14 protein-coding genes are annotated in these 16,075 nt (G+C 34.7%); all 14 read left to right on the forward strand.

The window, feature by feature from the left end; all coding sequences use genetic code 11:
- Positions 1-2,061 (forward strand): copper-translocating P-type ATPase, encoded by a 2,061-nt coding sequence (locus Q4517_RS06470; RefSeq protein WP_303507582.1) that lies wholly within the window; start codon positions 1-3, stop codon positions 2,059-2,061.
- Positions 2,061-2,648: a DUF2911 domain-containing protein gene (locus Q4517_RS06475; protein WP_303507584.1), complete on the forward strand. Its 588-nt coding sequence runs from the start codon at positions 2,061-2,063 to the stop codon at positions 2,646-2,648. The genes Q4517_RS06470 and Q4517_RS06475 overlap by 1 nt, the downstream gene beginning before the upstream one ends.
- Positions 2,649-3,365 (forward strand): PepSY domain-containing protein, encoded by a 717-nt coding sequence (locus Q4517_RS06480; protein WP_303507586.1) that lies wholly within the window; start codon positions 2,649-2,651, stop codon positions 3,363-3,365.
- The gene (locus Q4517_RS06485) at positions 3,362-5,134 is read left to right on the forward strand and encodes an efflux RND transporter periplasmic adaptor subunit (protein ID WP_303507589.1); all 1,773 of its coding nucleotides are present in this window, start codon (positions 3,362-3,364) and stop codon (positions 5,132-5,134) included. The genes Q4517_RS06480 and Q4517_RS06485 overlap by 4 nt, the downstream gene beginning before the upstream one ends.
- Before the next feature lie 29 nt (positions 5,135-5,163).
- Complete coding sequence (locus Q4517_RS06490) at positions 5,164-5,649, forward strand: asparaginase domain-containing protein (protein ID WP_303507591.1); 486 nt, start codon at positions 5,164-5,166, stop codon at positions 5,647-5,649.
- A 138-nt stretch (positions 5,650-5,787) separates the two neighbouring features.
- Complete coding sequence (locus tag Q4517_RS06495; protein ID WP_303507593.1) at positions 5,788-6,582, forward strand: helix-turn-helix transcriptional regulator; 795 nt, start codon at positions 5,788-5,790, stop codon at positions 6,580-6,582.
- A 258-nt stretch (positions 6,583-6,840) separates the two neighbouring features.
- Entirely contained in the window at positions 6,841-7,677 is an 837-nt protein-coding gene (locus Q4517_RS06500) for an RteC domain-containing protein (RefSeq protein ID WP_303507595.1), read from the forward strand.
- A gap of 313 nt (positions 7,678-7,990) precedes the next feature.
- Positions 7,991-8,275 (forward strand): helix-turn-helix domain-containing protein, encoded by a 285-nt coding sequence (locus Q4517_RS06505; RefSeq protein WP_246906187.1) that lies wholly within the window; start codon positions 7,991-7,993, stop codon positions 8,273-8,275.
- A gap of 3 nt (positions 8,276-8,278) precedes the next feature.
- Positions 8,279-8,998, forward strand: coding sequence for a hypothetical protein (locus Q4517_RS06510; RefSeq protein WP_246906190.1), 720 nt, complete (start codon positions 8,279-8,281; stop codon positions 8,996-8,998).
- Positions 8,982-9,644, forward strand: coding sequence for an ATPase (locus tag Q4517_RS06515; RefSeq protein WP_303507600.1), 663 nt, complete (start codon positions 8,982-8,984; stop codon positions 9,642-9,644). The genes Q4517_RS06510 and Q4517_RS06515 overlap by 17 nt, the downstream gene beginning before the upstream one ends.
- A gap of 308 nt (positions 9,645-9,952) precedes the next feature.
- Positions 9,953-11,290 carry a hypothetical protein gene (locus tag Q4517_RS06520; protein WP_303507602.1) on the forward strand — a complete coding sequence of 446 codons (1,338 nt, stop codon included), beginning with the start codon at positions 9,953-9,955 and terminating at the stop codon, positions 11,288-11,290.
- Positions 11,263-11,913: a condensin complex protein MksE gene (locus Q4517_RS06525; protein ID WP_303507604.1), complete on the forward strand. Its 651-nt coding sequence runs from the start codon at positions 11,263-11,265 to the stop codon at positions 11,911-11,913. Before Q4517_RS06520 ends, Q4517_RS06525 begins: the two co-directional genes overlap by 28 nt.
- The gene (locus Q4517_RS06530) at positions 11,910-15,122 is read left to right on the forward strand and encodes a hypothetical protein (protein ID WP_303507606.1); all 3,213 of its coding nucleotides are present in this window, start codon (positions 11,910-11,912) and stop codon (positions 15,120-15,122) included. The genes Q4517_RS06525 and Q4517_RS06530 overlap by 4 nt, the downstream gene beginning before the upstream one ends.
- Before the next feature lie 82 nt (positions 15,123-15,204).
- Complete coding sequence (locus tag Q4517_RS06535; RefSeq protein WP_303507608.1) at positions 15,205-16,074, forward strand: hypothetical protein; 870 nt, start codon at positions 15,205-15,207, stop codon at positions 16,072-16,074.
- The last annotated feature ends 1 nt before the right edge of the window (position 16,075 follow it).

The raw sequence follows: 16,075 nt of genomic DNA on the forward strand, positions 1-16,075 counted from the left end.
ATGGAACATCACGAACACCATAGCCACGAAAACCATTCCAAGGAGAAAGTAGAAATGGACCATAGTAAAATGGACCATTCTGGTCACAATCCTGCTCACGGAGAAATGGGACACGACCATCACAAAATGATGATAGAAGATTTTAAACAAAGGTTTTGGGTATCCACAATTTTAACCATACCAATTCTTCTATTATCACCAATGATACAGAATTGGTTGGGAGTGGACTGGAATTTCACAGGCAGTAATTATGTACTGTTCACTTTATCGAGTATTGTTTACTTCTACGGTGGATGGCCATTTTTAAAAGGTTTGGTGAGTGAGTTAAAGAAGAAGTCAGCAGGAATGATGACACTTATTGCCGTAGCAATTTCGGCAGCATATTTTTATAGTGTAGCGGTCATTTTTGGATTCGAGGGCAAAACGTTTTTTTGGGAATTAGCAACACTTATTGACGTAATGTTGATTGGTCATTGGCTTGAAATGCGTTCCATTTTGGGTGCAAGTAAAGCCTTGGAAGCTCTAGCGGCACTAATGCCAAACGAGGCGAATTTGGTAGATGGTAACCAAACTCGAAAAGTAAAAATAAGCGAGTTAAACGAAGGTGATATCATTCTCATTAAACCAGGTGAGAAAGTTCCAGCAGACGGTGTAATTGTAGAAGGTAAAAGTGACCTCAATGAAAGCATGCTTACTGGTGAAAGTAAGCCTGTAAGCAAAAGTGTTGATGAAGAAGTAATTGGTGGTGCTATTAATGGCAATGGGGTTATTAAAGTAAAAGTAAAAGGTATTGGAGAGGAAACCTATTTATCCAAAGTGATAGATATGGTTCAGACAGCTCAAAAGCAAAAGTCTAAAACGCAACGTTTAGCAGACGTAGCAGCAAAATGGCTTACAGTAATTGCATTGGTATTAGGTTTTGGTACATTCTTTACGTGGTTGGCTTTGGGAGAAACAGTATCATTTGCCTTAGAACGTATGGTAACTGTTATGGTTATCTGTTGTCCACATGCTTTAGGTCTGGCTGTACCTCTAGTAGCTGCTATATCTACTAGTATTTCAGCAAAAAATGGATTATTGATTCGTAACAGGACAGCTTTTGAAGCATCTCGCAAAATATCGACCATAGTATTCGACAAAACTGGAACACTTACAAAGGGTTCACACGAAGTAGTACGTATTGTTCCATTATCATCTGACTACGATAAAACAGAACTCTTAAAGTATGCGACGGCTGTTGAAAGCCCTTCCGAACACCATATCTCTAAAGGATTAAGACGAAAAGCAAAAGAGGAAAATATTGAGATTCCTTCAGTAACTGACTTCAAGTACAACGCAGGTGTTGGTGTTAGTGGAACAGTCAATGGAAAGAAAGTACAAGCTGGTGGTTATGTGCTAATGGAACAATTGAACAAGAATGTAACTGAAGATAAAGACGAGGGCATAGAAACCAAAATCTTTACGATTGTAGATGACGAAGTGATTGGCTTTGTAACCTTCGCAGATGAAATCAGGGAAAGTTCTTATGAGGCAATTGAAGTACTTCAGAAAAACAAAATTAAGGTCTCATTACTCACAGGTGATAATGAAAAAGTTGCTAAGGATGTAGCTGATAAATTAGGACTTGATGATTATATGGCTGAAGTATTACCAGACCAAAAACAGGATAAAATAATAGAGCTGCAAGCTTTGGGAGAATTTGTTGCTATGACAGGTGATGGTGTAAACGATGCTCCCGCATTAGCACAAGCAGATGTCGGTATTGCCATTGGTTCTGGAACGGATGTAGCAGCTGAGACCGCTGACATTGTTTTGGTGGATAGCAACCCAAAAGACATTGCCAACTTGATATTATTTGGTAAGGCCACCTATCGCAAAATGGTTCAGAATCTGGTTTGGGCAACAGGTTACAATATTGTGGCTTTGCCCTTAGCAACGGGGTTCATTCCTGGACTTATGATAAGCCCAGCATTTGGAGCTGCACTAATGAGTATCAGTACTATAATCTGTGCTATAAATGCACAATTATTAAAAGGAAACCTTAAGACAAAAACGACATAATGAAAAAACTAACCTTATTAATTGCAATAGCACTTCTAATAGTGAGTTGCAAAAACGAAAAGACAACTTCTGAAGAACAAAAGCACAATCATAATGTTTCAACTGAAAAAGTTGAACAATCAAAAAAGAAGCCTTTAAGTCCTCATACCGAAACAATGGCAATGATTGGCGATGCACATATTCACATAGACTATTCATCACCTGGAGTCAGAGGTAGAATAATTTTCGGCGGTTTATTGGCATACGACCAAGTATGGCAAGCAGGAGCACATATGGCAACTTGGATAGAGACCAATAAGGGCTTACGAATTAAAGGTAAAACACTTCCTGCTGGTAAGTATGGATTCTTTACAATTCCTTCAAAAGATGAGTGGACAGTCATATTTAATTCTAATTGGGAGCAGCACGGTAAAGATGAATATGATGAAAAAGATGATGTTATTAGGTTTAAAGTAAAACCTACTTTTTCTGAAGAAATAAAGGAACATTTAGAATACAAAGTCAGCAAAGTTAATAACGCTGAAGGGAAAATAAATTTGTCTTGGGAAAAAGTATCCATCGACTTCAATTTTAAAGTAGAACAATAGATGGTAAATAGGCACACAGCACAAAAAATTAGAAAAGTACACCGCTATTTGGGTCTCTTTTTAGGGATTCAATTCCTGTTTTGGACAATTAGTGGAATGTATTTCAGCTGGACAAATATCGATGATATACACGGTGACCACTTTAAAAATTTAGAGTATCAGCCCAAAGCGTTTAACAATCTTATAAGTCCATCACAGCTTGATGTTTCAGAAGGCGTTAATACCATTGCCTTAAGAGACATTGATAACGTGCCATATTATTGGGTAAATGGCAAGCAACTTTATAATGCTATTGATGGACATTTAAAAAATAAAATTACAAAAGACGAGGCACTTTATATCGCTAAAAACAATATGAAAAGCGGTCTAGAGGTAAATGCTATTGAGCAAATTAATGAGGTTGACAAACATCACGAATATAGAGAAAAGCTTTTGCCAGCTTTTGTGATTTCATATAAAACAGACGAAGCTCTTAAAGCCTACGTATCAATTAAAGATGGAAAATTTCAGACCGTAAGACATCGCAGTTGGCGGTGGTTTGACTTTTTATGGATGACCCACACAATGGATTACGATGGTAGGGATAATTTCAATACTACGGTCTTAAGAGCTTTCTCCCTTCTGGGTCTGATTACAGTATTAAGCGGCTTTTTATTATGGTACACATCATCACCCTCAGTTAGAAAATTATTAAAACGAAAAAAAACAAAGAAATGAAGAAATACACGATTTACATTGGATTAGTAGTCATAGGATTACTGTTGGGGTGGTTATTTTTTGGTAACTCATCAAACAACGAAGCAGAGCATAATCACAATGAAGTGGCAGAGGCCAATCAAATGTGGACCTGTTCAATGCATCCACAGATTATGCAACCAGAAGCAGGCGATTGCCCTATTTGTGGGATGGATTTAATTCCTGCCGAAAGTGGTGCGGATGGTTTGTTGGCAGACCAATTCAAACTAACGGAAAATGCTATGGCTTTGGCTAATGTTCAGACATCCATAGTTGGTAATGGTAGCGTGGAAAATAACGCCATAAAGTTATCAGGAAAAATAGTTGAAAATGAAGAATCCAACGCTGTACAAGTTAGTTATTTTTCTGGAAGAATAGAACGTTTGAAAGTGAGCTTTACGGGAGAAGAAATTCGTAAAGGGCAATTGTTAGCTACTATTTACTCGCCTGAATTATATGCAGCACAACAGGAGTTGATTACAGCTGCTTCCTTAAAAGAATCGCAACCAGCGTTGTACAAAGCCGTCAGAAATAAATTGAAACTCTGGAAATTATCGGAGAGTCAAATAAATAAAATTGAAACTTCTGGTGAGGTGTTAGAAAACTTTCCTGTATATGCTACGGTTTCTGGTACAGTATCAGAAAAATTAGTAGAACAAGGTGATTATATAAAGCAAGGCCAACCGCTATTAAAAATAGCGAAATTAAACACTGTTTGGGCAAATTTCGATGTCTATGAAAATCAGATTGATTTGTTCAAAAAAGGTCAAAATGTAATTATTACATCTAATGCCTATCCCAACAAAGAATTTAAAGGTAAAGTATCATTTATTGACCCAGTATTAGACACAAGAACACGAACGGTAAAATTAAGAGTGGTATTAAACAATAAAGATGACCTATTTAAACCTGGGATGTTTGTTGAAGGTAAAATTGATGGTGTTTCTTCAACCAAAGAGCAGTTACTAAGTATTCCATCAACGGCAGTTTTATGGACTGGAGAACGTTCAGTAGTGTATGTAAAAAGCAGTCCTGATGAACCAATTTTTGAAATGCAAGAAGTAAAGTTGGGTAATAGTATTGGAGATAATTATGAGGTATTAAATGGTTTGGAGAATGGTGATGAAATAGTCACTAATGGAACTTTTACTATCGATGCAGCGGCTCAATTGCAGGGTAAAAAATCAATGATGAACAAGGAAGGCGGAAAAGTAATGACCGGACACGAAGGACATTTGGGGATGCAAGAAACAACTTCAGACGACGGTAGTAATCACTCAGAAATGAATGAGAGAATAAAGGTCTCAGTGGATTTTCAAAATCAATTGAAGACTGCTTTTAATGATTATTTAGGCGTAAAAGATGCATTGGTAAAAGATGATGCAAAGAAAGTAGCTGACGATGCAAAGAAACTACTTAATAAATTGAATCTGATAGATATGACATTATTGAAGGACAACAATGCACATAATCACTGGATGAAGTTAGAGAAAGAACTGAAATCTTCAACTAAATCTATCGCAGAAACCTCGGATATAAAAGAACAGAGAAATCATTTTAAGCATCTATCATCACATTTGGGTAGTGCAATACAGCTATTTGGAGTAAACGAAAAGGTTTACAATCAATTTTGCCCAATGGCAGATAACAACAAAGGCGCTTATTGGTTGAGCAAAGAAGAAAAAGTTTTAAACCCATATTTCGGTGATGCAATGCTGACCTGTGGTGAGGTGAAACAAGTAATAGACTAATCAACCATTTAGCACAAAACTATTGTATTATGAGAACTCATATTATTTCAACAGGTGGCACAATTGAAGGTCTGGATTACGAAAATCTCAATCAAAAGCAAGCAAATACAATTGCTATTGAAGACATACTTTCTAATGCCAAAATCACTACTACTTATAGTATCGATAAAATACTGAATAAGGATAGTCGCTTTATTAATGATGATGACAGAGAACTAATAGCCAAAACAATCAAATCTTCTGACTCAGACAAGATATTATTGACTCACGGCACTATTACAATGGCTGAAACAGCCAAATTCTTGGGTAAGCTTAAAATCAACAAAACCGTCGTTCTCACTGGTGCATTTATTTTGGGAACAAAAAAGAATACCGATGCGCCTTTCAATTTAGGGTTTGCTATTTCTGCACTTCAGTTTCTAGAACCAGGAGTGTATATCGCTATGAACGGAACAATTTTTAATTGGGATAATGTGAAAAAAAATAATCAGAATAATCGATTTGAAATCATATAAGGTTCAGTATGCACTATGTTTGGAACCTCGATACATTGGACAACTTTTTTCTATCTTTTATTAGATACTGTCATTGTATTGTTTACGCTTTACTATTCTACTCGAAAGGATTCTAGCGGATATAAAAGATTTTTTTATTTGGGCATCCTGTTTATAACATACAATCTAACAGGTGGATTCTTACCTGTTGAAAATTTTCCAGGACCTTTTATTCTTCAGTATGTTATAACCTATGGTGTTGCTATAGCTCTCTGCGTTTATATCATTTATTATCTTTACAAAGAATATGATATTGTGGTTTTAAAGTATAATTCTTCTATCCGAAATTTAGCAATTTTAGTATCGATAAGTTTTATCATCCTCTTTTTAATTCCATACTTCTACACATCTTCCTTGAAGTCTTCAAGACTGCTTTTTACCATACCAATTTCGATAATCGCTTTTTTATTTTTAGGGATGTTTTACGAGAGGATTTCTAATCCGAGTAACCCAAATGAATATATTTTACGACGTAACAGATTATCAATGATTAGTGTGGCGAGTATTGCTTTATTACCTGTATTGACATTTATTGGAGATTACCAATGGTTGACTTTTACAGTTATGAATGCATCTTTTTACGCCATTACTATTATTGAGATAGATAGGCACATTTATTTTTTAGAAAATAAAACTAAAATGTATGAAGTATTTGCAATGAGCAAAGAACAGGCAATCAATTCAGCCGATGTGAAAATTATTTATGAAAATTTGACAAGAAGAGAAATAGAGATTACCTTGTCAATTCTCGGTAACCTTAGTTATAAACAAATCGCCAAGGATTTATTTATTGCAGAAAGTACCGTATCCAAACACGCCTCTAACATCTACAAAAAAACGGGTGCAAAGAATAGAAGACAATTTATTTCTCGCTACCGAAAAAAGTCTAAATAGCGTTATTCCTAGCTTGACAACAATTACCGTAGGAATATACGGCTTATTCCGTATATATCTACGGAATAAAATGTCTTTCTTTCAAAATTATGTTATTACATTTCATTAGTTCTTTAGCCGCCCCTTGTCGTAAAAACTCCTACTTTTTAAAGTACCTGTTCTACGCATTTACTAACTAAAGAATTCTAACAACAACTAACCCACCGAAACTAAGAATACCCACAATATTGTTGGGCTTAACTGTATTTATGGTTGCAAATGGATTTAGAAACGTTAGGCAAAAACCTTCTCGTAGCTTTAGACGAGATAAGGCTCGAAAATCTACCGATTTTGGAACAATCCTATCGTTCCATCGAGTTAAGTAGAAATTTGCTTACCGTTTTTAAAAGAAACATTTTGGTTAATGACTTTGAAAGTATCGAAAAAGAAATAGTCTTCTTCAAGAAAATCAAACAAATACCATTGGTCAAGCTCATATATTTTTCAGAGATTCATTCCTTTGAAATTCAATTTCCAAAAGTGGACAGGGCTGCTCAATTGAAATTTATAAAAAAGAAAATCAACAAATTAAACCGCTTCTTCCTTTATAATCTTGATTTTGGACAATATGTAAATTCTGGTGCAACACACTTCGACAAAGCTTATTATACCAGAGACCATCTTGACACCTATCATATTACTACTTCAAAATTCTATTTTCAAGACCCAGATTTTTGCACACCAAGAGATATGCTTTTGGGTAAGTTCAAGGCCTATACTTCCCTTATCAACTATATGGACCAAAAGAAACATTTTATTAAAAACAGAGTGAACGGAAGTGTTGTGAATATAAAATCTACAGAAAAAATTCCTTGGCCATTCACTAATACGGATTGGGTAGAACTTCTCTATGCATTATCCGCGAGTGGAATTGCAAAACAAAAAGGTCTAAGTATTATTAAATTATCTAAAATTTTGCAAGAGGTATTCGACTTTACCCCAAAGGAAATCTATAAAACCTATCAGGACATAAAGAATAGGAAAAATAGCCGGACATTGTTTCTTGACCAGCTAACTACTTCCCTTCTTTCGGAAATGGACAAAAGTGAGGAATAGTTATTGGTTTGTTTCTTCTTTTATTTGTTAAAATAAGACCGTACTACGGTTGACCTACGGTAATCATATTACACACCTGTTTTCCATAAATTTTGATACAATTTAAGAGTCTCTTAATTACAGAAACACTACAAAACAGCACTAAAACAAATCAAATTTCAAAATGTTAAATTTTAACCGTAGTACGGTTGTACTGGGGAATAAAATCCATTAAAGCTATTCAAATTTGTAGAACGAAAGTCAAATCAGGTCAGAGGCTATCAAATTAATTGACAACGATGCGATAGTCTCTTACTTTAAAAACCGTTCTATTATGCCGACAAGTATTATTACAACAGACGACCTTCGGGAATTCAAAATGGAATTGCTCGATGACATCAAAAAATTATTATCTAAACAAACTACTGGAAAACTCAAAAGATACCTCAAATCTTCTGAGGTTATGGATTTGCTTCAGGTAAGTCCAGGTACTTTACAAAATCTTCGAATCAATGGCACTTTGCCCTACACTAAAGTTGGTGGTATTATCTACTACGATGCCGAGGAAATACAAAATATAATGACTTCAAACCGTGTAGAGCACGGTTCAAAATCCTAAATAATGAACTATATAAAGCTACTTAATGCGGCTTTTGAAAAGTTCTATTTTGATGACCGCCTAAATCCTACCCATATCAGTCTGTATATGGCGCTGTTCCAAGAATGGAACAGTAGTCGCTTTGCAGATGAGTTTTATGTGAACCGTAGAGATTTAATGCGTTGTGCTAAAATAGGCTCAAAATCCACATACCACCGCTGCGTTACGGATTTGGACTCGTGGCTTTACTTATCCTATTTCCCATCTAACAATCCCTATAAAGGCAGTAAAATCAAGATGTCCATTATTGGTACAAGTAACGAACCAGATATGGGACGGTACAATCCCACATTAGAACAGCTTGCGGAACAGTACTATCCCATACGTGAACCAGTTGTGGGACAGCACCATCCCATAAATGGACAAGTACTGGTATCTAATACAAACAATACTAAACAAGAAAACTATATAAAACAGCCAAAAGGCAGGCAGGCGGTTATTGATTTTTTTGAAGAAAATAGTTTTGATGCAGATGAGGGGAAAAAGTTCTTTGAGCACTATGAAACTCGGAACTGGCAAACAAGCGATGGGCAAACAATTCGTGATTGGCGAGCTCTAGCCACAAATTGGATGGACAGAACAGAATTATTCGACGAAAAAAACGAATCAAACAAAAAACAAGCGTCCCAAATCAAGGACAACTTGCGAACCACTAAAAACAAAGATTATGGACAACCCCTCTAAAATTACCGAAGGTGGCGTAGAATATTCGCTAGGAAAATTTGATGGCAAAAGCATATTATACGATTTCCCAAAAATATTAATCTATTTGAATGCCAAAGGAAAACTACTTTTTGGTGAAAAGTTCAGGATTTATACCGAAGATAGAGATATACTTTTGAAGCTCTGCTCTTACTTCATTAAGGATAAAGATAATTGTGAAAAATATGGAATTGATATTGACAAGGGTATTCTACTTTCTGGTCCAGTAGGTTGTGGAAAAACCAGTTTGATGAAACTTTTAAAATATTTAGTTCCGCTGCAACGACCTTATTTGCTTGCGCCGTGTCGCAATATTGTTTTTGGATTTAATCATTTGGGCTATAAAACCATAGAAGATTATGGCGATAGTAGCTCCATCTGTTTTGATGATTTAGGCGTAGAACCGATAGGCCGTCATTATGGAAAGGACTGCAATGTTATGGGTGAAATACTTCTTTCTCGATACGAACTTTATCTTAAAACAAAAACAAAAGTAAAAACCCACGCTACTACCAATTTGAATGCAGAAGAATTAGAAGAACGCTATGGTAATCGGGTTCGTAGCCGAATGCGCGAACTGTTCAATTTGATAGCTTTTGATACTGGTGTTGAGGATAAGAGAGTTTAATCTTATAAAATCAAGAATCATTTACGGAAATGCGTAAGAAATTATGTTAAATTTTTAATATATTTAGAAGCGATTACACATAGAATAAAGTTTGACTGAGCTAATGAGTATTCATTGGCTTTTTTGTTTTTTATAAATAGTTTTTAGTAAACTATTGAATATACCAAATCAGAGGACAACAATATCCCCGAAGTTCAATATAAAGAGGTGTAGAAGAACATATTTGAGATATTCTGAAAGGTAGTCCAGAAGCTTTTGATAAGCGTAAAAAGAAATATAATTTTTAAAGAAAGAACCTGTAAAAAAAATTGAACGAAGAAGAAGAAAAAATATTCAATTTTGAGGAAGAAGCGTCAAAGCCTCAGACCTATCGAGCTCTATTTCCTAATGAGCGCGAAGGTATTGTAATTATTCATCTTTATGAAGGTATCGTTAGTGGCAGATACGAAAACAATAGGTTTACAGGTGAGGATATTCATAGGCTTTTTGAAGCTACTATGACTGCTAACCAAAAAAAAACCACCTATGTAAAATCATATAATAAAGACCGAATAAAAACTCTTCAAAAGTTTTTCCTGAGTTATGATGAAGAAACTCGTACCTATTCCTTCCAAGAATATGGCCTTAATTTCTGCAAGATTGCCAAAGAAACATTGGAAGGTAGTTTTAAACCCACTAGAATCAAGATTATATGTTCATCGTTAAAGACACAATTAGATGCAGCCCTAGGTTCGGAAAAGGCCTTGAAAAATTGGTTTGAAATACATTTTGAACATTATCATCCCACGCTAAAAAAACATATTGACTTTCTGGACCGGCAAATAGACGAGGCAGTGACCAAATTAAGAAAAGACACACTCGCACAACATCTTAAACCATTACAGCTTCTTCGCAATGTAAGTGATGACTTAAAAGAAGTCCAAAAGAAAAATGAAGACCTAAGAAATGCATTTACCGAAACCAATGCTATAAGCTTAATGTTGACGGAAATTGATTCTGAAAACAGGGAAATCCTAAACCTTATTGAATCTAAGGTTCATTTTTTTGATGGTGTTCAAAGCAGGTTACGAAGCACTGACAGAAGACTTGATAAAATTCAACCAAAAATAAAACAGTTATTCGCAGCATTCCGCAATCCAGAATATAGCGCACAGACCGATAGATTTATTCGATTTTTACTTAAATATGCAACACTTGAAAGAGTATCAAACGATAAGCAAGTAATCTTCCCGAAAGAAATACCGGAAGTTCTTTTGAAATTCAAAAGACCAAAATACATACTCTTTGATAGAGATAAAGATTTGTTTCCTACCCGTTCAAAACCAAGAAAGACGTATGAGCCAGACCTTGGTGCGGAAAAAGAAAATCAGGCCATCTTAGATAAAGCCTTTGACGATTATGAAACTATAGAAGACTGGGTGAATCTCATACTGGCAGAATTAAGGAAGAGCAAGCAGGTTAATTTATCAGAAATCTATTTTAGAATACTCGAAGAATCTGCAGATTTTTCGATAGCAACGAAAACATTTTTTAGCGTAATAGACTTATGCTACTCAAAAGAACAATATAATATCAAGATTGATAAAACCAATCTTATAAAAAAAGAAGGACTCATATTATGGAACACGATAGCAACGGAAAATTAGATTTTTTAAGGTTTCAAATAGCTCCAGACGCTCAAACCTATTTTGGCGAGGTGGATTATTTCTTAAAGGATGGTATCCACATACAAGAATATGGTGACCAAATACCTTACTACAGGTTTTTAAAAAAACATAAATCCCATCTAGAACAGTATTATCCGTATTTCTACGGTATACATTTAAAGGAAGAAAATCTTGAAGCAGATTCCTATTTCTTTTTAGACTTTAATACAACTAGTCGTGGAAAGATTCCTTGGACATACAGAGACACCCTAAAGAATGAATATGCAATTATCGGGATTATTACTTATAAGATAATTTTTTACGAAGGGAATTTAGAGTTAAATAGTATATCAAAACTGCAAGAAATGATTCGTAATGATTATGAAGAATACAAAGAAGGTCTTATTCGCCTGCTGGCGCAGTCGAGTGGTGATGTTAAAATTGATGATGATGACGAACGGATAGATGCTGTTGTCCTAAACGCTTTGAAAAACTTCAAACGTTTGGGTTGGATGGATTTAGACCAAGACTATTTTGAACCCAGGACATCATTTAACCGTATCAACTCAGTTTATGAAAAACAGATTAAAGATATAGATAACATTATTGCCAGCTATCAATGAAAGATTTCCCAAGAATACATAGTATAGGCACTGTAAACATTATTCATCATCAAAATTTTGATTATGAGTTACATCCATTTAGAACAGATTTTACTGGCGATAGTGGCGTAGGTAAAAGCATACTTACCGACCTTCTACAATTAATAATCATAGGCTCTACAGAATACGAATCTTCTACTAATAGTCAAGACGACAGACCGTTCAATACTTTAGTTATAGAGACAAGTGAAAAGGGTGATTATGGGTATGCTTATATTAATGTTGAAGTTGAAAAAGAGGAATACCTACTTATAGGTTGCTACATCGAGAGAAATTCAAAACAGAGTCAAGCATTTATTGTACAATCCGGATTAGACTTTAACCAGAATACTTTTGAAACTCTTCAAAAACCATTTACAGTTGATGATTTTGTTCAGGATGATACACTGTTGACGTTGGTAGATTTTGATGCAAAGCTGAATCATTCCGACCATTTTGGCTGTCATATATACCAATATTTTAGAGATTACCACGAGGCACTACTAAACAACAACCTTCTTCCGATAGATATTGCCAACAGTAAAAGTGCCCTAAAAGATTATGCTAAAATCTTGCAAGCATTTTCTAGGAAAGGAATTTCTGTAAAGGGTGACGTGAAGCTACAAGAGTTTTTATTCGGAAAAGAGAGAAACCAAATATTCTATAATAAATATTTAGATACGGTAAAGCAATTTGAAGATTCTGTAGCGATGCACCGTACCAACAAAAAAGACATTGATATTCTTACTTCCAAGAGCGATAGTATAAAATTGCTATATGAGCTAAAAAAGAAGAAAGACGCTTCTCAAAGAGAATTTATAGAGGTGAACTGGAACTATCAAAAAATAGTACTAAAAGCCAAGACTAAGGCTATCAAAAAATTAATTAATGACCACCTCTTAGCAAGAACGGCTATTGAAACACTCGATGAACTTAAAGATGAAAAACTTACTGAAACGAATAAAAAAAGTATTGAGTTACAGCCAAAACTGGATATTGCTAGAAAAGAAAGTGATGGACTTGGTGAGCGTTTAAATCGGGTGATTAATTGCCAGATTGTAAAAGATAAATTGAGCTTAAAATCCAACAAGCAATTATCAAATGTAGTTTTGGAATATCTCAACCGTCAGGAATTAGATAATGCCTTACAACAACTAAAATCTGCATTAGAAAATGCAGGGTTGTACACAGCCTTTGAGAAACTAGATTTCAATAAAGGAATTCAGACTGTTGTAGATAAGCAAAATGCTGAAATTAGCAACTTAGAGCATAAACTTTCCCTTTCAAAAGAATTGGTGAAGTTTAATGACTTTGATAATCCAGACACTTTATCCCATTGGATTTTAAAGAGGAACAAATCCTGTTCCCCAGACGAGGAAAGCGTATTACGACATTTTCATAATTTAAAAACTGTAGTACCTGATTTTCCAGAAGCGGGAACCAAATATATACCCGAACCGCAAAACCTAATATTAAAACTAAAAGAAAAGCAACACACAAAGGATGATAACGGCTTTTGGCTGAACCTTTCCGGACTAAGCATTTATATAGAATATGTAGAACAGCAAATTTTTGACACTAATGATAATTCAAGAATCAAAGAACTATTATCTGAATCAAAAAAAGCAGTTGAAGCAGAGGTTAAACGGATTAAAGAAGATATTTTAGAGCTTAAAGAGCTTCAATCTTTCTTACTATATGAAGTGCCAAATATTCCTAAAGCTATACCATCTTGGATAGCTAAAAGTGAAAAGCGTCTTTCTAAGGATGTAGAAGGCGCCATCTCAAAAATTGCACAAGAAAACCTTGAGCAAATACTCAAGGATTTGGAAAATGAAAAGCAACTGAGACAACAACATACATCGGTCAACGAGACTAAAAGTGAGCTAGAAAATTCGCTATCGATTTTAGACAGTATAGAGCGGCAATTGCCTACTATAGAAACTGTGATAATTGAACCTTTAAGTAAAAAAATTGAAAAATTAATAGAAGATTTAGAAATCTCGCAAAAGCAAAAAAGTTTGAAGTTCTCTTTTAAACAAGATTTATATGCTGTGGAATATCAGCAAGAATATCTCAAACAAAAAGAGATTTTAAATGGTATAGCAGAGCTAGATATTCTTTTGGAATCTAAAGTAAGTGCGGAAAACAAAATTCTAGAAATTGAGAATACATTTTCAGATTGGCGGCCTGAGTTCAACAGTATCAATATCGAAGAAACAGATTTTGAGAATTCTAGTCGTAAATACCAAAATGATTCAGACGCCTATTCAAAACAATTTGACGGCATTTTAATTGGATACCAACTCACAGATAAATCGGAACAATTTAAAGATGACAAGAATTTTATGGAATTGGTTCGACTATTACTACCACATCAGCTATTCAAGGAAATCTCATTTGACGAAGCGGCAGTAATTCCAAAAATCATAGAACGCCTTGATGAAATCAACGAATCAAACGCCAGACTAAATCAAAATAAGCTTATAAGCATCAGAGACCTATTACAAGACCTTCAAGGGGCAATTAACAAGCAAGTATCACATAGCAAAAAAATGAATAGCTTTTTTAAGAAAGACTATATGGCAATTACTGGTGACAACACAGCATCTTTAAAAGCAGAGTTACGCAAGGATATTTCTTTACAATGGATAAGTGCTTTTCTCATCAATCTTGGTAAGCTAGATTTTGGCTTATTTGACAGAGATAATAGCCTAACGTCAAAGCTGCAGGATTCCCCAACAATTGAAGAAAAAATTCTGTTGGCTTACAAAGAACATAGTACAACACCATTACCCAACGTAACTATTAGACAACTGCTCAACCCTTTTTCATATTACACGCTAAATTATGAACTTGTAACTAAAAGTGGTAAAAAAAATTCTGGAAGTACAGGACAGACCTATTCCTCAATAGCACTATTGTGTATCGCAAAACTCTCGTTGATTAAAGACGGAAAAGTGAACAAAAATCCTGGACTACGTTTCTTAAGTATAGATGAAGCAGAAGGCATTGGTTCAAACTTTGATATGTTAAGAGAATTAGCAGAAGAATTCGATTATCAGGTCATATCACTTGGCATCAACCCAAATAAGTTAAACCGAAAAAATCAGTACATCTATAGGCTTTCAAAAAGAAAAGACCTAGAAAGGATTAACCACCATCCTTCAGTAATATTTTGTGAACTTTAATTCTATGAGAAAAGAAATAACTTGGCGACAACTTAAAGGACTACACCAGCTTTACGAAGGCAAAAGCACTCGCATTAAACTTATGAGCAACGTATTCGTAAAAAAGGTTCTACATAAAAATCGTCATCTACTAAAGCATAAGGATGGTAGTCAAGACATCATTGTGAAAAATGAAGGTTTTAACGAGTATTTTAAAGAGAACCTACTTGACCAATACGAATACTACGCTGAATTTTTTGAGAATGCGGGCATCGAAATTTCAGCAAAAAGAACCTATTCACAAGACATTTTAGAGACTCTTATTCTAATTCATAAAAACAGAAAAACGCTTAGAAAAAACCTGTCGACACCTCATATATTTTCAAGTAACTTTTTTAAAGATAAAGACTCTAAATTCCTTGATAGCAAACCACGATTAAAAGATGATATTCTCACGATATTAGGTGTAGAGAAGTTTCCTAGAGAATCCCCAAAAGACCAACAATATAGGTTGGTAGTAGATTGTCTAGACCCAAAATATATTTTGCTTTGTGAGAATATAGACTTTTTAAAAGACCCGTTTGAATTTAGAAAAAACCATATTGAGCTCTGGTATCTTGGTGGTAATAATACAAAGAAGTTATACGAAGTTCCTGTAGATAAGATTAGGTTTCCTATGTATTATGTTTGCGATTGGGATTTTCACGGGTTGGACACCTATTCCCGTATAAAAAAAATTATAACTGAAAAAGACAAAAACATAACTCTAATTATTCCACCTAGTCCATTATTAAAACCAATTAAGTCTGGTAAGCACGACAGTAAGTGGAAAGAGGGATTGTTGTCTAAGTTGGATGCAGATGCCTTTACTGAAGAAGAAACGCAATTAATAGACCAGCTCATCGAGAAAAATAAATGGATAGAAGAACAAACCATCAGTCCAATCTCATTAATAATAAATGCAGATACATAGT

The organism is Tenacibaculum sp. 1_MG-2023 (assembly GCF_030547425.1).
In the GTDB taxonomy this organism is placed as follows: Bacteria; Bacteroidota; Bacteroidia; order Flavobacteriales; family Flavobacteriaceae; genus Polaribacter.